Here is a 25052-nt window from a genome sequence, read left to right as displayed (position 1 = left end):
TTTTTATAATTTTGCTCAAATATTCATCATAAAAAAGCAAGAGCTAGCACATGAAAGAATTTTCTAAAGAGGTATACCTGAAGTGGTATGAAGATATGACAATGTGGAGAAGGTTTGAAGACAAATGCCGTTCTCTTTATCTAAAACAAAAGATCAGAGGTTTTTTACATTTGTATAACGGTCAGGAGGCTATTCCTGCCGGCTTCACGCATGCAATGGATTTAACAAAAGACAGTATGATTACTGCTTACAGATGCCACATCCATCCAATGGCGATGGGAGTAGATCCTAAGAGAATCATGGCTGAACTTTGCGGTAAAGCTACCGGAACTTCCGGAGGTATGGGTGGATCTATGCACATTTTCAGCAAAGAACACCGTTTCTATGGTGGACACGGTATCGTAGGAGGACAGATTCCTTTGGGAGCTGGAATTGCTTTTGCAGATAAGTATTTTGACAGAAAAGCAGTAAACATCTGTTTCTTCGGAGACGGAGCTGCAAGACAGGGATCGCTTCATGAAACATTCAATATGGCGATGAACTGGAAACTTCCTGTCGTATTTGTGGTTGAAAACAACCAGTATGCCATGGGAACTTCTGTGAAAAGAACCGCTAACCACGAAGATATTTACAAATTAGGTTTGGGATATGAAATGCCTTGCCTTGCTGTAGATGCAATGGATCCTGAGAAAGTTGCTGAGGCAGCTTACGAAGCAATTGAAAGAGCAAGAAGAGGAGACGGACCAACCTTCATTGAAGCAAGAACATACCGTTACAGAGGGCACTCTATGTCTGACGCTGAACCTTACAGAAGCAAGGAAGAAGTAGCCATTCATAAGAATGATGACCCAATGGAACTGGTAAAACATAGAATCCTTGAAAACGGATGGGCTACCGAAACTGAATTGGAAGCTATCGACAACAAATCAAGAGATTTTGTAGATGAGTGTATTGAATTCATGGAAAACTCTCCATATCCGGATACAGACAAAATCTATGAATATGTTTATGCTCAGGAAAATTACCCGTTCTTAGATCAATTAGAAAACTAAAATAATTTGCTGATTCGATGATAGATGATGTGTTAACTCAATGTTCACTGTTCTTATCATCACATCATCACATTAACAAATTAATACAATAAATTATGGCAGAAGTAATTACGATGCCCCGCCTTTCCGACACTATGACGGAAGGTAAAGTGGCGAAATGGCATAAAAACGTAGGAGATAAAGTAAAAGAAGGAGATATTTTAGCCGAAATTGAAACAGATAAAGCTGTTCAGGATTTCGAATCTGAAATAAACGGAACTCTTTTATACATTGGTGTAGAAGAAGGATCTGCTGCTGCTGTAGACTCTGTTTTAGCGATTATCGGAAATGAAGGGGAAGATATTTCAGGATTAACCGGTGGGGCTGCTGCTCCTGCTACCGGAGGTTCTGAAGAAAAAAAATCTGAAGAAGAATCGAAAACAGAAAATAACGCTACCAGTGTTGAGCAGACTAGTGCAGAAGTTCCTGCAGGTGTAGAAATTATTACCATGCCAAGACTTTCTGATACAATGACAGAAGGTAAAGTGGCGAAATGGCATAAAAATGTTGGCGATACTGTAAAAGAAGGTGATCTTCTTGCTGAAATCGAAACAGATAAAGCAGTTCAGGATTTCGAATCTGAATTCAATGGAATCCTATTGAAGCAAGGGGTAGAAGAAGGTGGTGCGGCTCCTGTAGATTCAGTGTTGGCGATTATCGGTCCGGAAGGAACAGATGTTTCTGCGGTAGGTGCTCCAAAAGCAGCGGCTCAGTCTACTGAAAAGCCTGCAGAACAGAAAACCGAAGCTAAAGCAGAAGAAAAGGCAGCTCCTGCTGTAAGTTCTTCATCTTCAGACAGAGTAGCTATTTCTCCATTGGCTAAAAAAATGGCTCAGGACAAAGGTGTTGATATCAACAGCGTGAATGGATCAGGAGAAAACGGAAGAATCGTTAAAAAAGATATTGAAAACTATCAACCTTCTCAGGCACAGGCTCAGCCAGCAGCTTCTGCTCCGGCAGCAGCTCAGGTGGCATTGAGTTTTGTTCAGGGTGAAGATACAGAAACACCAAACTCTCAGGTAAGAAATATTATTGCAAAACGTCTTGCTGAAAGTAAATTCTCTGCTCCTCACTATTATCTGATGGTAGAGATCAATATGGATAAAGCGATTGAGGCCAGAAAAGAAATCAATTCTTTACCGGATACTAAAATCTCTTTCAATGATATGATCATTAAGGCGACTGCAGTGGCTTTAAGAAAACATCCACAGGTGAATTCAAGCTGGGCAGGAGATAAGGTGATCCACAGAGGAAATATTAATGTAGGTGTCGCAGTAGCTATTCCTGACGGATTAGTAGTTCCTGTACTTAAAAATACAGATCAGATGAACTACACTCAGATTTCTGCAGCGGTAAAAGATATGGCGACAAGAGCGAAAAATAAAGGTCTTAAAGCCAATGAAATGGAAGGTTCTACATTCTCGGTTTCAAACCTGGGTATGTTCGGAATCGAAACATTTACAAGTATCATCAACCAGCCGAACTCTGCGATCCTTTCAGTAGGAGCAATCATTGAAAAACCGATTGTTAAAGACGGTCAGATCGTAGTAGGAAATATTATGAAGCTTTCATTAGCATGCGACCACAGAGTGGTAGACGGTGCTACCGGAGCTCAGTTCTTACAGACTTTAAAAACATATCTGGAAAGTCCATTAACTTTGTTGCTGTAACAGTCTGGATTATACAAATAGTAAAACCTCTCATTTTGAGAGGTTTTTTTGTGTTGAAAAATATAATGATTATGATGGCTTAATGCCATTCGTCGGTTTCTTTCAATGTCATAATCCCAGGATTTATACATTTTAGGGCTTCCTGCTGAATACAGTTTTTAAATTGATTATTAAATACAGCAATGGCCACCGCAGGATTGCTGGTTATAACACCTAAAACAGCAGCTTCAAGGGCAGCTCTTGTTGCACAGACAGTCATTATTTTTAATAAAACCTGGGTGATATCATCAGGAACCGAATAATAGATGTAAAAAACAATCTGGGCATTTCTGATCCTTAGCACAGGCAGACTTATAATAATATCCGAACATCCGATTCTAATTCTATGGTCGACCATTTCAACTTTAAATTCAGGAAAATTAAAGAGAGTTAATAATTTTATGGTCTTAAAATTCATCACTCCACAATCTGAAGGAATCAGTGAACTTGAAATAGCAGAGAGTACGTCAGTAATTTTTTGCGCTTCAGGAATAGCAGTATTTACAGGGTATTCTTTTATGGCAGGATCTTGCTTAGGTTCAATAATACCTAATATTAATTCTTCATATTTTAATTTTTCAAGCCTTGTTTTAGATTCTTTTTGCCAGTGTGAAAGATCTCCGTCATCGATGATATGAACCTGACTTTTTACAGGTTTCTCCTTTTCAAGATCTTCATCAATGAGATGATATACCCGTAAAAATGCATAGCGCTGATCAGTATTAAACTCTATTCTTTCTCCTGTTTTTGTGATATTTAATGAGGTTTCTATATAGAACATATCCTCTGTTAATAAAATATTTAGCTTCGATTCTATCCATTCTTCAACGTCAATTCCGGTATCAAAACGATATTGACTGATAATGTTTTTGGCATAAGCAATGGATTCATCGCTCATTCCTTCTTTAAAATAGATCAGATATTCAGGATTAATATCTACTTCCTGCTCGTATACAATAGTGATCGGATTATTTTGTACCGATATATTATTTTGTATAACACACCAGAATTCCCGTACAGAATATTTTACTTTCTGTTTATAGGATGCATTAATCGTATGATCATTGGCAACCTTATCATTGGAATAAAAAAATCCGCTTTTAGCAGTTGGACTCATCTGGTAATTCTGTTGGTTTTTGTCAAAAAGAAACTCTTGAATTTTTCTTTCCGTAAAATCAATTTTTGTTTCGAAATTTGTTTTTAGCATTTTATTTTCTGTTTTTTAGTTGGAATGTAAAATTTTGTACTTCCGTTATAACGATATTCAAATCTATCTAAACATTACTCCTATTAAAATAACCCCTTTGTGTAGTTTAATGCTGCTTAAAAATATTGCCAACATATCAGTTTTATGACTGAATTTTAAAATCAAATTACTATTTTTGAATCATGATTAAAGCAAGTAATATCCATAAATCTTATGGAAATTTAGAAGTACTGAAGGGAGTTGATATTCACATTAAAACAGGTGAAGTGGTTTCTATTGTAGGCGAATCCGGAGCAGGAAAGTCTACATTGCTTCAGATTTTAGGAACTTTGGATCATCCAAGCAATTCCAGTAAGTATAATACGGAAATTAGCATTGCAGGAGAATCTTTCATTAATATGAATGATAAGGAGCTCTCAAAATTCAGAAACCACAATATTGGTTTCGTATTTCAGTTTCATCAGCTTCTTCCTGAGTTTACCGCTTTAGAAAATGTATTGCTTCCTACCAAAATAGGAGGAGCGAATGAAAAAGAGGCCTTAGAGAAAGCCTATGCTTTATTTGAAGACCTTAAAATAGAGCAGAGACTGAACCATAAACCCAACCAGTTATCAGGAGGGGAAGCGCAAAGGGTAGCAGTAGCAAGAGCTTTGATCAATTCTCCAAAAATTATTTTTGCGGATGAGCCTACGGGAAACTTAGACTCAAAGAATGCGGATGATCTTCACAGATTATTTTTTGATCTGAGAGATAAATATAACCAGACGTTTGTCATTGTAACACACAACCCGAACCTTGCAGAAATCACGGACAGAAAACTAGTGATGAAAGATGGAATGATCATCGAATAAATCCCTGTTAACCTTAATGAAAAAGTTTATTTTCCTGTTCCTTTTTATTATTTCCTGCTCTAAAGCTGAGTCCCAGGAAAACAGTTTGTCTGAGATTCTTCCGGCCGTAAAAGTTTTGGAACTTAAACATTTTTTAAAAGGTAAAAATTACAATCAGGATATCGCTGTTTTTATTAATTTTAAAATATATTCCGGAAAATACAGATACTTTGTGTATGATCTGAAAAATAATAAACTATTGCAAAAGGCAATTGTTTCTCATGGTTCAGGTTCGGTGATCAAGAATTCAGATGCTCTTCAGTTCAGTAATACAGAAGGTTCCTACCAGTCTTCATTGGGAAAGTATGAAATTCTGAATAGTTATAACGGGAAATTCGGAAAAGCTTACAGGCTCAGGGGGCTGGATACCGGGAACAGTAATGCTATGGAGCGTGCCATCGTGTTGCATTCATTAGGATGTGTTCCGGATCAGGAATCACGAAATCCTGCATGTTTGAGTTTAGGATGTCCTATGCTTTCTCATAATGCACTGATTCAAACGGCTCAATACTTGGACCATTCAAAACAACCTGTTATCATGTATGCATTTTATTAAATTTATCCAAATGATTTAAAATCTATATAATTTATAACTTAATCTCTAATCTCTAATCTCTAATCTCTAATCTCCAAAAGATGACCATAAAATTACTTGCTAAAGACGACAGACCCCGAGAGAAATTTTTACAGAAAGGTAAAAGTTCACTTTCTGATTCTGAACTTCTGGCAATTATTATGGGAAGCGGAAGCAGAGAGGAGAGTGCGTTGGAGCTGGCAAGAAAAATTCTATCATCAGTAAATAACAGTTGGCATCAGCTGAGCCTTCTTTCCAGTAAAGAACTGATGAAATTCAAAGGAATAGGAGAAGTAAAAGCTCTTTCTATTATTGCAGCATTAGAAATAGGAAAAAGGAGAGCTGTTCAGGAAATCCCTGAGAAACCCGTTATTTCCAACAGCAAGGATGTTTATTTTATCCTTAAAAATCAACTTTCAGACTTAAGGACCGAAGAGTTTTGGGCGATGTTTCTGAATCAGAGCAATAAAGTGATTCATGTCTCACAGTTGACACAAGGCGGGATCAGCCAGTCTGTAGTAGATGTGAGAGTTTTATTTAAAACTGCTCTGGATCATTTCTCTACTGGAATTATCATTGCCCACAATCATCCTTCAGGAAGTTTGAAACCCAGCAAAGAAGATATGGGAATTACCCAAAAAATAAAAGAAGCCGGAAAAACATTAAGCATCCAGCTTCTGGATCATGTGATTGTTACGCACGACACCTATTTTAGTTTCTCAGATGAAGGATTATTATGATTAGAAGATTGAAATATAAAGAGATCGATTTTAAGAAATATGCTGACTGTCTCGAAAATTCAGAACAAAGAAAATACTCAGCATCAAAAGATTTCTTAGATGTGACAGCCAATAAACAATGGGATGTTTTAGTATACAACGACTATGAAGCGGTAATGCCTGTTCCTTTTATCTCCAAAAAAAGGATCAAAATAGTCCACAATCCTCTGATGTGCCAGCAACTTGGGGTCTTTTCAGCAAAAGATGATCAGAAGATGAATGAGAGGTTCCTTCACTTTCTTCAAAAAAACTATCTCGTCAAAGTTTACTATTTTAACGAAACCAACAGCTTTGAATCCAAATTAGACACCAAAAAAAATTTTCTTTTATATCCTGGTAGTTATACTGAAGTCTTTGCTAAGTATTCGCCAAAAAGAAAAAGAAAATTACGCTTGGATGATGAAGTACTGGAAAATTCAGCAATAAAAGAGATAAGCTATCCGAAGGCAGAAAAGTTTATAAGGGAAAATGTAGTAGGACTGGATAAGGAACATGATTCAGTCGCTTTACTGAAAACGTTGGAGGCATTCTATTCATTAAAGTATCTGAAATTCTTTGCTTTTTATTATCACAATGAAATTACGAATATGATCGCCACCTATTCAGATTATGATACGATTGCTCTCTTAGGAACATTTAATGATAAAAAATATATTAAGATGGCAGGGGCATCTACACTGATAGACCATGTCATCAAAGAAAATATAGAAAACTATATTTTTGATTTTGAAGGAGGAAATCTTCCAAGTATTGAAGAGTTTTTTAGAGGTTTCAGACCAGAATTGAAGCCCTATGCGGTAATTGATAACTCAAAAAAGGCTCTTGTCAAAAATTTTGCATCACTTATGATGAGAGGAAAGTTTTTTTAGGATTATTATCATATGTAAACCGTTATTTAGAATGGTTTTAATTAAATAATATTTGTTACCTTTATCAAGTATTTAATACTAACATTTCAGCCATGCTAAAGCAGATCCGTCATTATAAACTGCCCTATATCATTTATAATTTTTTTAACAAGAAAAAGTTACAGCATAATATTCCTTTATACAAAAAATATGGAGTCAACAAAAAATACTTTTCCAGTATTTCCAGTTCTGACTTTGCGCATCTTCCGGCTTCCGAAAGAACCATTACTCATGAAAAAATGGTTAATACCGAATTTTTCAAAGGTTTAACTGCTGAAAATAAAGAAAGTGCCTTACACTACAATGATAACGGATATATGATCTTAAGGAATTTTATCAGTACAGATGATGCAGATAAGATCAATAATGAAATTGAAAAGCTTATGCAAAATGGGACGCTGAAATTTATTTATGGCGGAAAACTCATGTTTGCCATCCATCATTCTGAAATTATTAAAAATATAGGAAACAATAAAAACCTGCTGGACTTTCTTTCCGTACTATTGGATGGGCAGGCGAAGCTTTTTCAAAGTATTAATTTTATCAACGGAAGCCAGCAAAAAACACATTCAGACAGTATTCATATGACCACCTATCCGCTTGGCGGACTTCTGGGAGTATGGATTGCTTTGGAAGATGTGGATGAGACCAATGGTGCACTTCACTATATACCAGGAAGTCATAAACTTCCTTATTTTCTGAATTCTGATTATGAGAATGAAGGGGACGCATTGAGGATTGGAAAAAAGAGCTATCGGGCTTATGAAGAATTTTTAGATGGTAAGGTAAAGGAACTGGGTTTAAAAAAAGAAATTTTCAGAGCTAAAAAAGGAGATATGCTCATATGGCACGCCAATATCCTTCACGGTGGCGAGCCTCATACAGATAAAAACAAAACAAGGAAAAGTCTGGTATATCACTTTTTTGATGAAAACAGTGTATGTTATCATGAAGTGACCCAGCGACCTGCATTATTCCAGTTATAATGCCTGTCTTTTTCTCGCAAAATAATAAGTTGAATAATAATAACGGCTGAACAAATAGTTTTTTTACTTTTGCATTCTTACAGAATAAAACAAAAATGCAAATGAAAAACAGAAATATTCTTGTTTTTATTTTTTCAATCTATTTATGTCTGATGTCGTGGTATTTGTATACCCATCAGTATTACAATGTAGATCTTGAGGCTTATGCAGGTCTAATCTATAAAGCAGAATATCCCGATATGAAAATAGAGGATATCCACAAAAAGGTATATAATGAACTGAAAGGAACCAATCCCAAACTTTTCGGCATCACTCCTCAGGATGAAGAAATTGCAAAAGGGGAGAATACCTATTATAAAGTTCTTTCAGAAAATCCAAAAGCTTACGGAGAAGAACTGCAGCTGTTTTCTGTAAAACCTTTTTATAATTTTGTTAATCTGATGTTCTTTAAATTAGGTTTTAAAATTACAACTTCCGTATTTTTAACCTCAATTGTTTCTTATGTTCTGATCCTGATTTTAGTATTCTGTTACCTGATTAAAACGATAAAAAATTATCCTTTAGCGTTCATCATAACGATCTTAATTTCCCTGTTCAAACCTCTTCTGGAAGCCAGCAGGCATGCTTCGGCAGACAGTTTATCCTGTTTATTATTGTTACTAAGCTTATATGTGTTTATGGTCAGGAAGAATCATCTTGCTGCTACGGTTTTTGCCATGCTGTGTATTTTAACAAGACCTGAATATTTCATTTTATACTCATTTTTTTATATCCTGGCTTATTTTTTTAAAAACAGCCTTCAGATTACAACGGTAAAACTATTTCTATCTTATGGTTATGTTTTTCTTTCCTTCTTTCTGATCCAGTATTTCAACCAGATTTCCTGGTCCACTTTATTTATGAATCAGTTTACAAAAGTTCAGATTTATCCAATATCGAATCCCGATCCATTTTATTTTCCGGACTATTTCAATTTTATCAAGAAGACTATAATGCTTGACTTCAATGGTTCCTATTTTCCGTTACTGCTATTATTCATTGTCGTTATTTTAGCTAATAAATTTTCAGTGAGCAGTAAAAAAAGCTGGGCGCAATGTCTGTTTTTCGGTGCCATTTATGCCTCTGTATTTCTAAGATTCCTTGTTTTTCCCAGTTTGGCGAACAGGATGATGATTGGTTTTTATCTCATCATTATACTGTCTCTCATCTACATTCAGAATTCTAAGACCGATATATTTAAAAACTCTTTAGAAGCCGGAAAATAATTAGTAATTTTGCGGTCTAAAATTATGACTAGTTTTTCAGGATATTTACCGTATGCTTTTGCATTGATTATCGCAATACCTTTTCTGGTTTTGCTGAGACAATTTGTACATTCTTACATTACCCTTAAAAATCAGGAGATCAAGCTTCTTTCTGTAAAATCCAATGCTGAAAATAAGGCCCATTCCTATGAAAGGATGACGCTCTTTTTAGAAAGAATAAAACCGTCAAATATTATTCAGAAGTTTGATAAAGATCTTGCAGCTCATGAATTCATCTTTCTGACCGAAAAGACTATCAATGATGAGTTTGAATACAATTCTTCACAACAGCTGTATATTACAAAAACGTCATGGAAAAACATTGTGGATTCTAAGAATGCTTTAATAGACCTACTTCACAAAACTTATGACGGACTGAATGGAAATGCCGATCTTGAAGAATTCAAAACCATTTTCATCATGAATTATATGGAAAGCGATGACTATATTGCTGCCACAATAGAAGACCTTAGAAGAGAAATTTTAATTATAACTTAAAAAATAACAGATAAATAATGATTCCAAATTTTAAAGCACATCCATGGCATGGGGTTTCTGCAGGAGAAGATGCGCCAAATGTTGTCAACGTATTCGTGGAAATCGTTCCTTCAGATACCATTAAATATGAAGTAGATAAAGAAACAGGATTTTTAAAGGTAGACAGACCTCAGAAATTTTCCAATATCATCCCCGCTTTATATGGATTTGTTCCAAGAACCTATTGCCACAATGAAGTAATGAAACTGGCTGTTGAAGCTGGAGCTGATGATGTAACGGAAGGAGATCATGATCCACTTGATATTTGTGTATTAAGCTCTCACAATATCCATTCCGGAGGATTATTAATGGAAGCGATTCCAATCGGTGGATTCAAAATGATTGATGGTGGGGAAGCTGATGATAAAATCGTTGCAGTAATGATCGGTGACCACGCATTCGGACATTTCAGAGATATCGCTGAGCTTCCTGAAGCAGAGGTTAAAAGATTAATGCACTACTTCCTAACTTATAAAAATTTACCGGATGAGCCTGCAAAATGCAGAATTCACGAGGTATACGGAGCTGAGCACGCCAGAAAAGTGATTGTAGCTTCTCAAAAAGATTACGCAGAAAAATTCGGAGGCTAAGAAACAGCATTCCTAAATAATTATAAAAGGCAGATGAATTTTCATCTGCTTTTTTTTATTGGCCAATGATTAAGATATAGACGGTACAACGATCATTTTCAGTTATGAAAGCATAAGAGTCATCCTAAAAACAGAAAATAATTTTATTTCCTTTGATAAACAGAAACTCCTTCTTTGATAGTTTCTAATACCTTGATACTTCGGATTTGTTCCGGATTAATAGTCAGCGGATTTTGATCAAGGATGACAAGATCCGCGAGTTTCCCTGCTTTAATGGAGCCTTTTGTTTCCTCTTCCTGAAGCTGATAAGCTGCATTGATGGTGATTGCTTTTAATGCCTTAAGAGGGGTGATTCTTTCATCTGGTCCCAGAATTCTTCCGGAGCGTGTTCTCCTGTTAACTGCCGAATACATGGCTGTAATCAGATCAGGAGGAGTTACCGGAGCATCATGATGCATCGTGAAAATAATTCCTGCCTTCAATGCAGAATTGGCGGGGCTGATAAATGAAGCCCTTTCCGGTCCGAAAACACTGGAGTAATGCCAGTCACCCCATAAATAAACATGAGTAGAAAAATAAGATGGGATGAGACCGATATCTTTAATCTTTTGAATATGATCCGGACGGCTGTTCTGAACATGAATAAGAGTAGCCCTCAGTTCAGGTTTGTAAATGTTTTCTTCTTTTAGTTTTCCAATCACCCGTAATGCCTGATCAATCGCAGCATCACCATTCACATGAAGCTGTGCCGTAATATGATTCTGAAACAAAGTCTTCAGATCATCATATAAAACCTGATCAGAAAAAATAGGAAAGCCTTTGTAATCTGCAGACTGACCCTCAGGTGGTACAAGATAAGGTTTTGTGAGCCATGCGGTTTTACCCTGAGGAGAGCCGTCATCCGAAAATTTGAAGCCCCCAAGTTTTAGATGATTGTTGTACTTCATATACTTGGGCTTAAAAATATTCAGATCCTTTTTGAAGTATTCATAATCCGGGAAATAGACAATGTCGGCTTTGAAAAGGTGTTCAGAAGCAGCTTTTTCCAGCAGACCTACACTTTCTCCCATTGTCCTACCGTCACAGATTGTAGTCTGGCCGTAACTCAACCATTCGTCCTGAGCTTTCATGAGATTCTTAATGGCTTGATCCTGCGAATTACCTGCCTCTTTACTCATCTTTTCTGTGAGCGCAAGAAGGGCTTTAAAACTGGCATTTTCTTCTAATTTACCATTAAGTTTCCCTGTTTTTTTATCTCTTCCGTAATGTCCGCCTTCAGGATCCTTTGAAGAGTCAGATATTCCCAAAAGCTTTAGCATGGCGGTATTTGCTACACTGGCATGTCCGGAAGTATGAATAACTATAATTGGATTAGTCATACTTATCGCATCCAGCTCATCTTTGGTAGGATGCCGATGTTCCGTCATAATCGCATCATCATAGCCATTCCCTATAATCGGCTGGGTTTTCGGGGTTGAATGATCTTTAATGTATTTTTTAATGGTCATCTGAAGGTCCTGAATGGAATTGACGGTCCCGTAAGGTTCCGGAAACAGGTCTATAGCCTGCATCATTCCTGCTCGTGAAGTCAAGTGTCCATGAACATCAATAAAACCGGGAAGTAAAACTTTACCTTTAAGATCAAAGACCTTTGTTTGATCGCCTTTATAACGATCTGCTTCTGCCTGAGTTCCTGCAAAAAGTATTTTGCCATTTTTTAAAGCAATAGCCTCTACTTCAGGTGTTGCATCTTCCATGGTTAAAATAGTTCCTCCGAAATAAAGAACATCTGCTTTTTCTTTAGGCATTCTGTTTTGACAGTTGACCATAAGAAATGCTGAAAAGACTAAATAAATTAATACTCTCATACTATATTCTGTTTTGTGGTGTTCTTTAAATTTACGAAAAAAGATATTATAACACAAGGCTTAATAAAACCATGGAATTTTTATTATATTTATAAAACTAATTACTATTTATTAATATAAAAATAATAAACTATGGATTTGTTCTATTTAATTCCGGTTTTTGGCGTCATCGCCTTAGTATATACTTTCCTGCAGAGTAACTGGGTAAGTAAGCAGAATGCCGGAAATGAGAAAATGAAAATAATCAGCGGACATATCGCTGACGGTGCCATGGCCTTTCTCAAGGCTGAGTACAAGATTTTAACCTATTTTGTGGTCGTAGTGTCTATCCTGCTTGCAGTGATGGGATCCAGTAATTCCAATTCTCACTGGAGCATCGGTCTTGCTTTTGCCGTGGGAGCCGTATTTTCAGCTCTGGCAGGTTTTATAGGAATGAAAATCGCGACAAAAGCCAATGTGAGAACCGCAGAAGCTGCAAGAACTTCATTGTCCAGGGCTTTGAAAGTTTCCTTTACCGGAGGTTCCGTGATGGGAATGGGGGTTGCCGGACTGGCCGTTCTTGGTTTGGGATCTCTCTTTCTGATCATTAAACAGATCTTTGCTCCCGACGCAACAGTAGATTCCCATGAAATGGAAAAAACGATTGAAATTCTCACCGGGTTCTCTTTGGGTGCCGAATCCATTGCCCTTTTTGCAAGAGTAGGTGGAGGGATCTATACCAAAGCGGCCGATGTTGGCGCTGACCTGGTTGGAAAAGTGGAAGCAGGAATTCCTGAAGATGATCCTAGAAACCCTGCTACAATTGCCGATAACGTAGGCGATAATGTAGGAGATGTGGCAGGTATGGGAGCCGATTTGTTTGGTTCATATGTTGCCACGGTGTTGGCCACAATGGTTTTAGGCAGAGAAACGATGTCTGATGATTCTTTCGGAGGATTTGCTCCTATTCTCCTTCCGATGCTTATCGCCGGGACAGGGATTATTTTCTCTATGATAGGAACTTTATTTGTAAGAATTAATGATAATGAAGGCTCATCTACTTCCAGCGTACAGAACGCCCTGAATCTGGGGAACTGGGGAAGTATCGTGATTACAGCCATATCTTCATATTTCCTGGTCAACTATCTTCTTCCGGAGAAAATGACACTCAGAGGACATGAATTTACTAAAATGGGTGTTTTCGGAGCGATAATGGTAGGATTGGTGGTAGGAACCTTGATGAGCATCATCACGGAATATTATACAGCCATGGGTAAAAGACCTGTTTCCAGCATTGTAAGACAGTCATCTACAGGACATGCAACGAATATTATTGGGGGTCTTGCGGTAGGAATGGAATCTACATTGCTTCCGATCCTCGTATTAGCAGGGGGTATCTATGGATCTTATTTATGTGCCGGACTTTACGGAGTGGCCATTGCCGCAGCCGGAATGATGGCTACCACTGCCATGCAGCTCGCGATTGATGCTTTCGGACCTATTGCAGATAATGCCGGAGGAATTGCTGAAATGAGTGAGCTTCCAAAAGAAGTCCGTGAAAAAACAGATATCCTGGATGCCGTTGGAAATACTACAGCAGCCAGTGGAAAAGGATTTGCCATCGCTTCTGCTGCGTTGACAGCATTGGCTTTATTTGCTGCTTTTGTAGGCATTGCAGGGATTGACGGTATTGATATTTACAGAGCAGATGTTCTGGCAGGATTGTTTGTAGGCGGAATGATTCCATTCATATTCTCGTCACTGGCCATTACAGCAGTAGGACAGGCAGCGATGGCGATGGTAGAAGAAGTAAGAAGGCAGTTCCGCGAAATTCCGGGGATCTTGGAAGGAAAAGCACAGCCTGAATATGAAAAGTGCGTTGCCATATCCACCGATGCTTCCATCAGAAAAATGATGCTTCCCGGAGCGATCACCATTATTTCCCCAATTTTAGTCGGTTTTATTTTTGGACCTGAAGTTTTGGGAGGATTTCTGGCAGGAGCAACCGTATGTGGCGTTCTGATGGGAATGTTTCAGAATAATGCCGGAGGTGCCTGGGATAATGCTAAAAAGTCATTTGAAAAAGGCGTTGACATCAATGGTCAGACGTATTACAAAGGGTCTGAGCCTCATAAAGCTTCCGTAACGGGAGATACAGTGGGAGATCCGTTTAAAGATACTTCAGGACCGTCAATGAATATTTTGATCAAACTAATGTCTATTGTTTCATTAGTCATTGCACCCACATTGGCAGTGATCCATAAAGATAAAATTGAAGCCAATAGAAAGGCTAAACTGGAAAGCCTCACAAAAGCTTATAATGCCAGTTCATCTACAGCGTATGCAGGAGTTCAGGCAACTCCCGTTTCTACAAAAGAGATTAAAGGACAGCTCAATGAAAACGGAGATTTTGTCTATGAGACCGGGGCTATTCAGGAAATAAAACTGAAAGGAGGAAAAACCATCACATTGGGTGAAGGAAGCAGATTGTTTCAATTTTACAATGCGGTGAATCAAAAAGATAAAAGCATAATTGATCCGAATAACTGGTATACGCTGGAAAACCTTTATTTTCAGACAGGATCAAGTGATCTGAAAGCAGGTTCTGAATTACAGCTGAATAATCTTGCCGAAATTTTAAATGCGTATCCTGATTTAAAAATAAAATTAGGTGGTTATACCGATAATACCGGTAATGAAGAAAGCAATCAGAAATTATCAAACCTAAGAGCTCAGACCGCCAAACTGAAACTTCTTGAATTAGGAATTTCATCAGACCGGGTAGAAGCCGAAGGCTACGGCTCGCAGCATCCGGTGTGTGAAGCCAATGATACCGATGAGTGTAAAGCAAAAAACAGAAGAATTGATGTAAGAGTCCTGACTCTTTAAAACCAAATCAGTTTGTAAGATATTCAAAGCACCGCCTCAGGCGGTGCTTTTTTATAAATATCAACTTTTTTCGGTTTAATAAATTAGAATTAATAGGGATTATCTTTAAAATTTGTAGGATGAATAGATTGTTTTTCACGCCTACAGATTTTTTTGCAGATGTTCAAGAGCATGGATGATCAGATCATCTTTTTTAGCAAAGCTGAAACGGATATAATCAGAATTTTGCCGGGAGTTATAGAATGCAGAAAGGGGAAGGCAAGCCGTTTTTTTCTCTACTGTAAGCCATTTTGAAAACTCTACATCGGTCATTGTTTTAGAAACATTTCTGAAATTAACGATTTGAAATACACTTCCTTCTGCTTTTTTTGTTGCTTCCAGTGGCGTGAAGGCAATCATTTCATTAAATAGATCTCTTTTCCGCTCCATGATATCCCTGTTTTCAAAGGGATCAAAAACTTCCAGATATCTGGCCAGAGCATATTGGGCAGGTGCATTCGCACTGTAAGAAATATACTGCTGATGACATCTGAATTTTGCAGTCAGAGTTTCTGAAGCAAGAAGATAGCTGACTTTCCAGCCGGATGTATGGAACATTTTTCCAAAAGAGAAAATACAGAAAGTTCTGTTTTTCAGTTCAGGATGTAGAAAAGAACTGTAATGTTCAAGTCCGTCATAGCAATACGTATCATAGATCTCCTCAGAAATCAGATAAATTTCCTGATGTTGTATCAATTCATACAGCTGTTGCCAGTCACTTCGCGTAAGAATCGTTCCGGTAGGATTTTGGGGTGAATTGACGATAACGGCTTTTGTTTTTTCAGAGATACAATTTTGAAACTTTTCCCAGTTGATGGTGAAATCATGTTCAAGGTCATAATATACAGGAGTGCCCCCATTTAAAACAACAGAAGGCCCATAAGTGTAGTAGGAAGGTTGAATAATAATAACTTCATCTCCTTGATTTAAAATAGATTTAAGGGCCGTATATAAAGCAAAAGTTGCACATGGAATAATGGTGACTTCATTTTCCTGGAGCTTTATACCATTAACTCTTTTGGCATTGTATCCCATGATATTTTTGATCAGCAAAGGATTTCCTGCAAGTGGTTCATATTGATGACATGGATGATCTGCAGCTTCTTTTAAAAATGAAGTAAGACGCCTGTCGATATCAAAATCTGGAAGTCCCAGCGAAAGATCGAAGCTATGATGTTTTGTGGCAAGTTCAGACATTTCCGTGAAAAAGGAATAATGTGTAAATCCGAAAATTTTTTCCATCTATTTTGCAATTATATCAAATATAATAAAATTAGACATTCATTGAATTATTATCTAAAAATATATTATTTCGTTTAACGAATCCTGATTTCAATACGTTTTTACTTTGTTAAATATTGAAATTTTTTATCTTTACCAATGATTTAAATGCTATACAAACGATCATACAAATGAAAAAAAACATTCTTTTATTTTCTTTCGGTTTTTGCACCTTAATAAATGCACAGACTTCCCCTCCAACAATTAAAAATCCGTTAACCACAACCAATGGCTTGAAAATCAATTCAAGAAGAGGAACACTCATTGAAAAGCGAATTTTTGATCTGGCTAAATTCAAAAATTTGAATATTCAAAAAATCGTAACAAAGGATATGTCCGATAGTTCTGCAGAAAGTGTTCTTGGAATAATGTATGAATACGAAACATTTGATACGGTTTCAAAAAAAACATTAACCATCGAAAAGTCTGAATTATCCAAATTAATCCAATCTCTTCAAACTTTAGAACAAAAGGAAAATGAAACTAAATTGGGTCAGGAAACAAAATATAAATTTCTGACAATGAGTAATATTGAGTTTGGAGGTATTTACAGTGAAAAGCAAAAAAGCTGGATCAATTATATAAAAATACCTTCCGCTCCATATAATCAGAGTTTAAATGAATTTAGTAAAGATGAAATGAAAGAACTGATAAAAATTTTGAAAAACGCAGAACAAAATCTTTGAGACAACTTGAAATCAAAACAGTATAATTTAAGCTGATTATTTAAAAGTCTACAATTTTATAATCCTGACTGGATAGAGTTAGGATTTTTTTATTTTCAGACTAGGCTTTGAAAAACCATCAATTGCAATGAGCCAGTGTAATATTGCATGTCGAATTCAATAAAATTTGTTATTTTTAAGCAAATTATTATCATATGAAAAAAATACTGATCCCGTTGTTTGGCCTGACTGTACTGGTCAGTTGCGGAACAGCGAAAACTTCCGAAGGAGCTTCAGCCCAGTCATCATCCGTAGCAAAAGCTGATAAAGCTTTTCTGTCTGCCTATAAGACGATTAAGGCAGATGAGTTAAAGAAAAACTTATATGTCATTGCTGCTGATGATATGGAAGGAAGAGATACAGGAAGCCCGGGACAGAAGAGAGCGGGTGAGTATATGATTAATTATTATAAAAGCCTGGGAATTACTCCACCAAATGCATTAGGATCCTATTACCAGAAGGTTCCCGCTGAATTTATGAAAAAAAGAGGGGGTGGAAACCTTCCTGATTCTGAAAATATACTGGCTTTTATCGAAGGAAGCGAAAAACCTGAAGAAATAGTAGTAGTTTCTGCCCATTACGATCATGTGGGAACCAAAAATGGAGTAGTGTACAATGGAGCTGATGATGATGGAAGTGGAACTGTGGCGGTTATGCAGATCGCAAAAGCTTTTCAGGAAGCTAAAAAGGCAGGAAAAGGACCGAAAAGATCAATTTTATTCCTCCATGTAACAGGAGAAGAACATGGCCTGTTTGGCTCTGAATACTATACCAGTAATCCTGTATTTCCACTTGCGAACACCGTGGTTGATCTGAATATTGACATGATTGGCCGTGATGATGCCGAAAACAGAGGAAAGCAGTACGTCTATGTCATCGGTTCCGAAATGTTGAGCTCACAGCTTAAAGTCATCAATGAGGCAGCCAATAAGAAAACGAACAATCTGGAATTAAACTACAAATATGATGATCCGGCAGATCCCGAGCAGCTTTATTACCGTTCAGATCATTATAATTTTGCGAAAAATAATGTTCCGGTAGCCTTTTTCTTCGATGGGATCCATGAAGATTACCACAAGCCGACAGATGATCCTGAGAAAATAGATTATCCGTTATTAGAGAAAAGGACACAGCTTGTTTTTGCGACGGCATGGGAAATTGCCAACAGAGCAGAGAGAATTGTGGTAGACAAGAAATAATGTATGGTGTTGGTTAATGCAAAGGTGTAGAGAAAATTACTTTAAATAATAAGTTATAATAATTTTAAAATCAATTGATTGTTTTTTTTACTTGATTTTTTTTCAGAGATAAAATCCGTCTTTGCATTCACCAACCTATATATTCAGAATAAACAAACTTTAGCCCATTGTATAAAAAAACAACCAAAAACATACGGTTCTAATCCAAGACATCAATGAAAATTATCATCCGTGAAGCCAGAAAGGAAGATATTCCGCAAATTCAGGTAGTCAGAAATTCCGTGAAAGAAAATACACTTTCTGATCCTGCACTGGTAACTGATGCAGATTGTGAAGAATTCCTTTTTAAAAGAGGAAAAGGGTGGGTATGCGAAATAGAATCACGGATGGTAGGTTTCTCTATTGCAGACCTTAAAGAACATAACATCTGGGCCCTTTTTTTACATCCTGATTTTGAAAAACTCGGAATAGGAAGAAAGCTTCATGATATCATGCTGGATTGGTACTTTGAACAGACTACAGAAAAGGTGTGGCTGGGAACTGCGCCGGGAACAAGAGCCGCAATCTTCTATCAAAAATCCGGCTGGGAGGAAACGGGGAAGCATGGAAAAGAGATCAGGTTTGAAATGACTTTTAATCACTGGAAACATATCAAATCATGCAACAAAACGTAAAATCGATCAGACCGTTTATCGGAGCTGAAAATTTCGGAGTAAGCAGAAGTTTTTACAAAGATTTGGGATTTGAGGAAGTTATTCTTGAACCTAAATTGTCATTATTTAGAAGACAGGAAACAGGGTTTTATCTTCAGGATTACTATGCTAAAGATTGGATTGACAATACGATGATCTTTATGGAAGTAGACAATACGGATGATTTCTGGAACGAACTTCAGACGTTACAGCTTCCTGAAAAATATAAAGGGGTAAGGTTGACCCCTGTAAGGACAATGGAGTGGGGAAAGGAATGTTTTGTCCATGATCCGTCCGGAATTTTATGGCATTTCGGAGAATTTTTTTAATGACAAGTAGAGATGATTTACGCTTTTGACACCTATTATTACGAGGATTATGCGAATACCGCGTGTATCGCATTTCAGGACTGGAGTTCCGAAAAAGAATCTGAAATTTTTATTGAAAAAACAGACATCACCTCTGACTATGAGAGTGGTACATTCTATAAAAGGGAATTACCCTGCATTTTAAGCCTGCTGAAGAAGATCGAACTAAAAGAAGAAGATCTTATTATAGTAGATGGCTATGTTACTCTTGACAACGACGGGAAAATGGGACTTGGAGGCTATTTGTATGAAGCTTTGGATCAGAAATATCCGATAATAGGGATTGCCAAGAACCAATTTGCATCACCGGATTCCCAAAGAAGAAGTATTTTGAGGGGCGAAAGCAAAACACCGCTGTTTCTTACGGCAAAAGGCGCAGAGGTTGATGAAATACTCCCTAAAGTAGAACAAATGGCTGGTTTGTACCGCATACCAAACCTTCTGAAAAAACTCGATCAGCTTTCCAGAGCATAATTTTTTTTATACATCCGGTATAACAATCTCAATACTGTAGGTAATTTCATTTTGATATCGCGGATTTAATTGGCATATTATCAGTAGATTATCCCATATTGATTATTTTATTTTTGTGTTATTCTTCAAAAAGTGACAAATATCATTCGTTTCTTATTTTTATTAATTCTAAATAAATATAAATTTGTCTCAAGAAAATAAGGAATAAATGAAGAAATTATCTACTCTATCTGCTGTTGTATTCTACATGATGATGAATGGGCAGTATTGTACTCCGGCATTTCAATATGGAGCCGACAGCAATATGATCACTAATGTCAGTTTAGGAACGATCAATAATACATCATCTTCTCAGTCCGGAAGCACCCAGATATACGAAAATTTCACGTCGATGTCTACAGATCTTCAGGCTGGTAACAGTTATCAGATTTCTGTAAAAGGTCCATCCAGTACTTTTCCAAGTGATGTTGTTGTTTTTATTGATTTTAATAAAAACGGGAATTTTGATGATGCGGGAGAACGTTTCAATATAGGAAGGCTGGGAGCCGCTAATCCTTTCAATGCAATGACGATTACCGGAATGATAGCAATTCCTGCCAATGCAGCATCCGGTGCCACCAGAATGAGAGTACTCAAAAATACCAATACCGCTGCTTATTCTGATCCAAATGCCGCCAATTCTATCAATACAGCTTGTGATACTGGTTTAAGAGCAGGACAGGCAGAAGATTATACGGTTAATATTACGGGTAATAATGTAGTTTTTCCGTCGCCCTATTGTGGACCTGAAAATGTGACCACCCTTACTGTCAGTGAAATAACAAAGGTAGAGTTTGCAGGAATTTTCAGAGAAAGTGTTATCGACGGAAACTCAGACGCGATCGAGAATTTTACAGGTACTGTTTTCAATGTGAACAGAGGAAATTCTTATCCGATAACTATTACAGGAGGAACTCAGGGGCAAACCACCGTCTCTGCTTATGCTTACATAGATCTTAATCACAATAATGTTTTTGATGCGAATGAAGTATTTAATTTAGGCTATCTGGATAATTCTGACCCTATTCCTGGCAGACAGTCCGGAGTAACGTCCGAAACGATTGAAATTCCTGCCGATGCTATGCTTGGAGAGACCCGCTTCAGAATTGTCAAAGCCTATGAATCCAGTTCATGGATGGGAACTCTCGAAAATCGTCCATGCCCTTCAGGATGGTTCATTGGACAGGTGGAGGATTATACTTTACATGTGAAGGCGTCAAATCTGGCAACATCAGAAGTGGTTAAAAAATCTTTTTCCGGAATATATCCTAATCCTACATCAGGTTCTGTATATGTGAAGACGGAGGCTGGATTGGAAAAATATGAGATTTATAATTTGGCAGGACAAAAACTTGCAGAAGGAACGTCGGATGTTATTAATATGGAAAGTCTGGCGTCCGGAACTTACCTGATTAAGCTTCACACCAGAGATCAAAAAATCACCACCGAAAAGATCATTAAAAAATAAGAACACTTATCTAATCATATCCATATCAATTTTTGTTTTTTTTGACCGGCAGATTCCATCTGTCGGTTTTCTTTTTTTGAAAGGAATAGACTTTTATGATGGTTTGGATTCCAATAAGCCCAGTAAATCATTTTTTGAAAGCTTCTGAATACCTGTTCCGTCGGTCTGGAGCAGATTTTGAGCCAATTCGTTTTTCCTTTTCTGAAGACTTAAAATCTTTTCTTCCACAGTATTCGAACAGATCAGCCGGACAGCAATCACATTTTTAGTTTGTCCGATCCGGTAGCTTCGGTCGATAGCCTGATTTTCGGCAGCAGGATTCCACCATGGATCTACAAGATAAATATAGTCAGCCTGCGTAAGGTTGAGCCCCACACCGCCGGCTTTTAAACTGATCAGAAATACACGGACGTCCTCATTTTCCTGAAAATTTTTGACGGTTCTGCCTCTGTTTTTGGTTTGTCCGGTAAGGTATTCAAAAGGAATCTTTTTACGTTCAAATTCAGCTTTAAGTAAGTCCAGCATCTCTACAAATTGCGAGAAGACCAGGATTTTATGATCTTTAGCTTTACTTTGAATCTGTTCCATCAGTATCTCTATTTTCACGGCATGCTCATTGGAATATCCCTCTTTTAAAAGGACCGGAGAATTGCAGATCTGTCTGAGTCGGGTAAGACCCGTGAGGACGTGCATACTGTTTTTATTCAGGTCATCGTCATCATTGGCGGCTATAAATTCACGGAGTTCCTTTTCATAAGCATCATAAATTTTACGTTGTTCCGCATCCATTTCGCAGTAGATCACCATCTCTGTTTTGTCAGGCAGCTCTTTGGCCACCTGTTTCTTGGTTCTGCGGAGAATAAAAGGCTTTATTTTCTGCTGGAGTTCCTGAGCCCGTTTACCATATTCAAATTTATCAATAGGAACCGCATAAATGTCTTTAAAATACTGTTTGCTCCCCAAAAGCCCGGGACACGCAAAAGAAAGCTGGCTGTAAAGATCAAACGTATTATTTTCAATAGGAGTTCCGGTAAGAACGATCCTGTTTCTCGACTGTAAAAGGCGAGCGGCTTTATACCTTTCCGAATTAGGATTTTTTATTGTTTGCGACTCATCCAGGAAGACATAATTGAAACGGAAGTTTTTTAGAAAACGAATATCCGAAAGAAGCATTCCATAGCTGGTAAGCACCACTTCATACGCAGACATATGCGCTGAATCCTTCAACCGGTCTGCTCCATAATGTGTCATCACCTTTAGAGAAGGCGCAAATTTGGCAATTTCTTCCTGCCAGTTGAAGAGAAGGGAAGTCGGAACTACCACAAGATTGGTCGCAGGTCCCCGTTTTTCCCTTTGAGACAGAATAAAAGCAATAACCTGAAGCGTTTTTCCAAGTCCCATATCATCGGCAAGACATCCCCCGAAATTGAAATCATCTAAAAAGTCAAGCCAGTTCAGTCCGTCATGCTGATAATCCCTCAATACTGCATTTAATCCGGTGGGAATATTGATTTGAGGAATATCTTTAACAGATGAAAACTGAACAGAGTAGGAAGAAAGCTCTTCCTGCATTTCCTCACTTAAAATTTCTTTTTCAAATAAAGTGGAGACTTCAGTAAAATTGATCTTCGGAATTTTAAGATCTTCTGCATCAATTTCGCCGATCCGGAAAAACTCATTCATTCTGTCGATCCATTCTTCCGGAAGAACACCAAGGGTACCATCGTCCAGCTGTACAAATTTACTCCTGTTACGGATAGCCCGGTGAAGCTGTTTCAAAGCAGCATCTTTCTGTCCGAAACTCACCTTCAGTTTAGCATTGAACCAGTCGAGGCCGCTGGTAATCTGTATATTGATCTTAGCCCGGTGCCCATTGAGTTTATTATTTTTAAGTTCATTGAATCCCAGAATGATAACGCCTTCATTTCTCCACATTTCAAAAGCGTGAAGAAACCAGTCTTCGTCCAGAAATTTATCTTTGTGAAGATAAAAATAATCATAGCCGTCCATCTGTGCTTCAAAGTCGGGATGCTGCTTCATTATAAGAGACGTAAAACGCGCTTCCTCAGCATCACTTCTGTCAATTTTAAATACATTTCCATTGTGATCTGTACCAAAAAGCTGCTTTCGGGAATAGACAGGAACCTCCGCCTGCCCATACTTCATAACCGGAGTTACGGCAATATAATTTCCCTGCTGCCGCAGGTAAATGATTCTCTCATTTCTGTGTGTTTCTTCTTCAAGCTGTACTGGAGTTGCATTTTGTATATAGCTGTAATTGATTTGGATATGATGTTCAAGTGAAGTTAAAATATTCTGCATAAATGCTTCATATTTTGAGGAATGCACAAGCAGAATTTCGTTATTGGCTTTGAAAAATTTAATGACCCGCAGCATATCAGGATCATCTGCAAAACTGAAGGTATTCCGGCTGTAGATAAAGTACTCATTCCTGATGACCACATTTTTAAAAGGAACAGATATATCATTGAATTCAAGTTCGCCCGTTATTTCGTAAAATGGATCTTTTTTAAATACAGAAAGCCGTATTTCAGCCTGTAAAATTTCAAGGTTTACGGGGACAAGAGATTTCGCCGAAACGGTTTCTGATAATTCCCGGTCATGGTAGTATGTTTTGAGACCGAGAGGGTTTTGCACAATCAGCTTCATGGCCTCAAGTTCTGCTGTATTGTATTCTTCATTATAATTATTCTGAAAAGCAGAAACGGCCGTGTAGAATTTAATATGCTGTGGTTCTTCCGCTTTCCAGATCAGCTGCATGGCATCAACTGGAGTGACCGGATTCTTGATCTTTCCGGCTTGGGTGGCATCAGCTTCCATCAGCGAAAAGTTCAGGTGACTGTAATACCGGTGCCTTCCGATAACCAGTATTTTTCTTTTTCCGGTTTCCAGTAGCGCCAGTTCTTCAATCACTGAAGAGCGCTGGGGAAGAAGCTGCTGTTTTAAAACTTCCTCATCTATCGGTAGCATTTCCTTGATCTTAGAACGTACTTCAACTTTACCGTCAGCATATTCGAGTTCGAAATACATGTCAAGATCCGGCTCATTTTCTAAGCCATAACTTTTGGCTTTAGCCATCAACAGCTTTTTGCGAAGAAACGGATCAAAAAAAGTCCTGAAATTTTTATTTTCCAGAATACAATGGATAATTTCTGTCTGATGATCACAAAGTTGGTCTTTGGCGCTGTTGCAGCTGCAGGTACTTACTATAGAACTGCCGATCTGGCTTACCGAAACATCTGGAAAATCCTTTAACGGAGAGCTTTTTGTGAAAATCGCATTATTTTTTTCAATGGCAGTAGGATAAATTTCATGAAAATCTCTGATCTCCAGAAATGCACTCCCTGAGGTGTGTTTTAAAAGATCATAAACAGAAAGCGTCGTGATGCTTTTATTTTCAAGAATATATGCTGCCATAAGCAGGCGAATTTACGA

Annotated in this window: 21 protein-coding genes; 17 read left to right on the top strand and 4 right to left on the bottom strand. The window is 37.5% G+C overall.

Going from position 1 to position 25052, the window contains the following annotated elements; genetic code table 11:
- The first annotated feature begins 50 nt into the window (after positions 1-50).
- Both pdhA and EG346_RS20225 read left to right on the top strand, forming a co-directional pair.
- Positions 51-1052, top strand: coding sequence for a pyruvate dehydrogenase (acetyl-transferring) E1 component subunit alpha (gene pdhA / locus EG346_RS20230; protein ID WP_073331332.1), 1002 nt, complete (start codon positions 51-53; stop codon positions 1050-1052).
- Positions 1053-1147: 95 nt separating this feature from the next.
- Positions 1148-2761, top strand: coding sequence for a dihydrolipoyl dehydrogenase family protein (locus tag EG346_RS20225; RefSeq protein WP_073331329.1), 1614 nt, complete (start codon positions 1148-1150; stop codon positions 2759-2761).
- Between the two features lie 79 nt (positions 2762-2840).
- Here EG346_RS20225 and EG346_RS20220 read toward each other — a convergent pair whose 3' ends face one another.
- On the bottom strand, positions 2841-4007 hold the full coding sequence (locus EG346_RS20220; RefSeq protein WP_123881128.1) for a hypothetical protein: 1167 nt from the start codon (positions 4005-4007) through the stop codon (positions 2841-2843).
- A gap of 182 nt (positions 4008-4189) precedes the next feature.
- On the opposite strand from EG346_RS20220, the gene EG346_RS20215 reads away from it, so the two are divergent.
- The 8 genes from EG346_RS20215 to EG346_RS20180 all read left to right on the top strand — a co-directional run bounded on the left by EG346_RS20215 (position 4190) and on the right by EG346_RS20180 (position 10575).
- Positions 4190-4858, top strand: coding sequence for an ABC transporter ATP-binding protein (locus EG346_RS20215; RefSeq protein ID WP_073331323.1), 669 nt, complete (start codon positions 4190-4192; stop codon positions 4856-4858).
- 16 nt (positions 4859-4874) lie between these two features.
- Positions 4875-5453, top strand: coding sequence for a murein L,D-transpeptidase catalytic domain-containing protein (locus tag EG346_RS20210; protein WP_073331320.1), 579 nt, complete (start codon positions 4875-4877; stop codon positions 5451-5453).
- 80 nt (positions 5454-5533) lie between these two features.
- Positions 5534-6211, top strand: coding sequence for a RadC family protein (gene radC, locus EG346_RS20205; RefSeq protein ID WP_123881126.1), 678 nt, complete (start codon positions 5534-5536; stop codon positions 6209-6211).
- Positions 6208-7119, top strand: a complete 912-nt coding sequence (locus tag EG346_RS20200) for a hypothetical protein (protein ID WP_123881124.1) — start codon at positions 6208-6210, stop codon at positions 7117-7119. The genes radC and EG346_RS20200 overlap by 4 nt, the downstream gene beginning before the upstream one ends.
- A 92-nt stretch (positions 7120-7211) precedes the next feature.
- Positions 7212-8144, top strand: a complete 933-nt coding sequence (locus tag EG346_RS20195; protein WP_123881122.1) for a phytanoyl-CoA dioxygenase family protein — start codon at positions 7212-7214, stop codon at positions 8142-8144.
- 101 nt (positions 8145-8245) lie between these two features.
- Positions 8246-9409 (top strand): hypothetical protein, encoded by a 1164-nt coding sequence (locus EG346_RS20190; RefSeq protein ID WP_123881120.1) that lies wholly within the window; start codon positions 8246-8248, stop codon positions 9407-9409.
- Between the two features lie 24 nt (positions 9410-9433).
- Positions 9434-9946: a DUF7935 family protein gene (locus tag EG346_RS20185; protein ID WP_123881118.1), complete on the top strand. Its 513-nt coding sequence runs from the start codon at positions 9434-9436 to the stop codon at positions 9944-9946.
- 17 nt (positions 9947-9963) lie between these two features.
- On the top strand, positions 9964-10575 hold the full coding sequence (locus tag EG346_RS20180) for an inorganic pyrophosphatase (RefSeq protein ID WP_073331303.1): 612 nt from the start codon (positions 9964-9966) through the stop codon (positions 10573-10575).
- 143 nt (positions 10576-10718) lie between these two features.
- On the opposite strand, the gene EG346_RS20175 is transcribed toward EG346_RS20180, so the two are convergent.
- Positions 10719-12443 carry an amidohydrolase gene (locus EG346_RS20175; protein ID WP_228426182.1) on the bottom strand — a complete coding sequence of 575 codons (1725 nt, stop codon included), beginning with the start codon at positions 12441-12443 and terminating at the stop codon, positions 10719-10721.
- Positions 12444-12575: 132 nt separating this feature from the next.
- Here EG346_RS20175 and EG346_RS20170 point away from each other — a divergent pair, with 132 nt between their 5' ends.
- Positions 12576-15311, top strand: a complete 2736-nt coding sequence (locus tag EG346_RS20170) for a sodium-translocating pyrophosphatase (RefSeq protein ID WP_123881116.1) — start codon at positions 12576-12578, stop codon at positions 15309-15311.
- Between the two features lie 141 nt (positions 15312-15452).
- On the opposite strand, the gene EG346_RS20165 is transcribed toward EG346_RS20170, so the two are convergent.
- Positions 15453-16592 carry an aminotransferase class I/II-fold pyridoxal phosphate-dependent enzyme gene (locus EG346_RS20165; RefSeq protein WP_123881114.1) on the bottom strand — a complete coding sequence of 380 codons (1140 nt, stop codon included), beginning with the start codon at positions 16590-16592 and terminating at the stop codon, positions 15453-15455.
- Between the two features lie 170 nt (positions 16593-16762).
- Between EG346_RS20165 and EG346_RS20160 the strand changes: the two genes are divergently transcribed.
- The 6 genes from EG346_RS20160 to EG346_RS20135 all read left to right on the top strand — a co-directional run bounded on the left by EG346_RS20160 (position 16763) and on the right by EG346_RS20135 (position 21596).
- The gene (locus EG346_RS20160) at positions 16763-17317 is read left to right on the top strand and encodes a hypothetical protein (protein WP_123881112.1); all 555 of its coding nucleotides are present in this window, start codon (positions 16763-16765) and stop codon (positions 17315-17317) included.
- A gap of 194 nt (positions 17318-17511) precedes the next feature.
- Positions 17512-18555, top strand: a complete 1044-nt coding sequence (locus tag EG346_RS20155) for a M28 family metallopeptidase (protein WP_123881110.1) — start codon at positions 17512-17514, stop codon at positions 18553-18555.
- A gap of 215 nt (positions 18556-18770) precedes the next feature.
- Positions 18771-19229 carry a GNAT family N-acetyltransferase gene (locus EG346_RS20150; protein WP_228426180.1) on the top strand — a complete coding sequence of 153 codons (459 nt, stop codon included), beginning with the start codon at positions 18771-18773 and terminating at the stop codon, positions 19227-19229.
- Positions 19214-19576, top strand: coding sequence for a VOC family protein (locus EG346_RS20145; RefSeq protein WP_123881108.1), 363 nt, complete (start codon positions 19214-19216; stop codon positions 19574-19576). Before EG346_RS20150 ends, EG346_RS20145 begins: the two co-directional genes overlap by 16 nt.
- A 12-nt stretch (positions 19577-19588) precedes the next feature.
- Complete coding sequence (locus EG346_RS20140) at positions 19589-20089, top strand: endonuclease V (protein ID WP_123881106.1); 501 nt, start codon at positions 19589-19591, stop codon at positions 20087-20089.
- 208 nt (positions 20090-20297) lie between these two features.
- Positions 20298-21596 carry a T9SS type A sorting domain-containing protein gene (locus EG346_RS20135; RefSeq protein ID WP_123881104.1) on the top strand — a complete coding sequence of 433 codons (1299 nt, stop codon included), beginning with the start codon at positions 20298-20300 and terminating at the stop codon, positions 21594-21596.
- A gap of 93 nt (positions 21597-21689) precedes the next feature.
- Here the strand turns inward: EG346_RS20135 and EG346_RS20130 are convergent, their stop codons facing one another.
- Positions 21690-25034 (bottom strand): DEAD/DEAH box helicase, encoded by a 3345-nt coding sequence (locus tag EG346_RS20130; RefSeq protein ID WP_123881102.1) that lies wholly within the window; start codon positions 25032-25034, stop codon positions 21690-21692.
- Between the last annotated feature and the right edge of the window lie 18 nt (positions 25035-25052).

The sequence above is a fragment of the Chryseobacterium carnipullorum genome, from assembly GCF_003815695.1.
Lineage (GTDB): Bacteria > Bacteroidota > Bacteroidia > Flavobacteriales > Weeksellaceae > Chryseobacterium > Chryseobacterium carnipullorum.
Note: the sequence above shows the minus strand (reverse complement) of the source record. Positions and strands in the feature narration are given on the sequence as shown.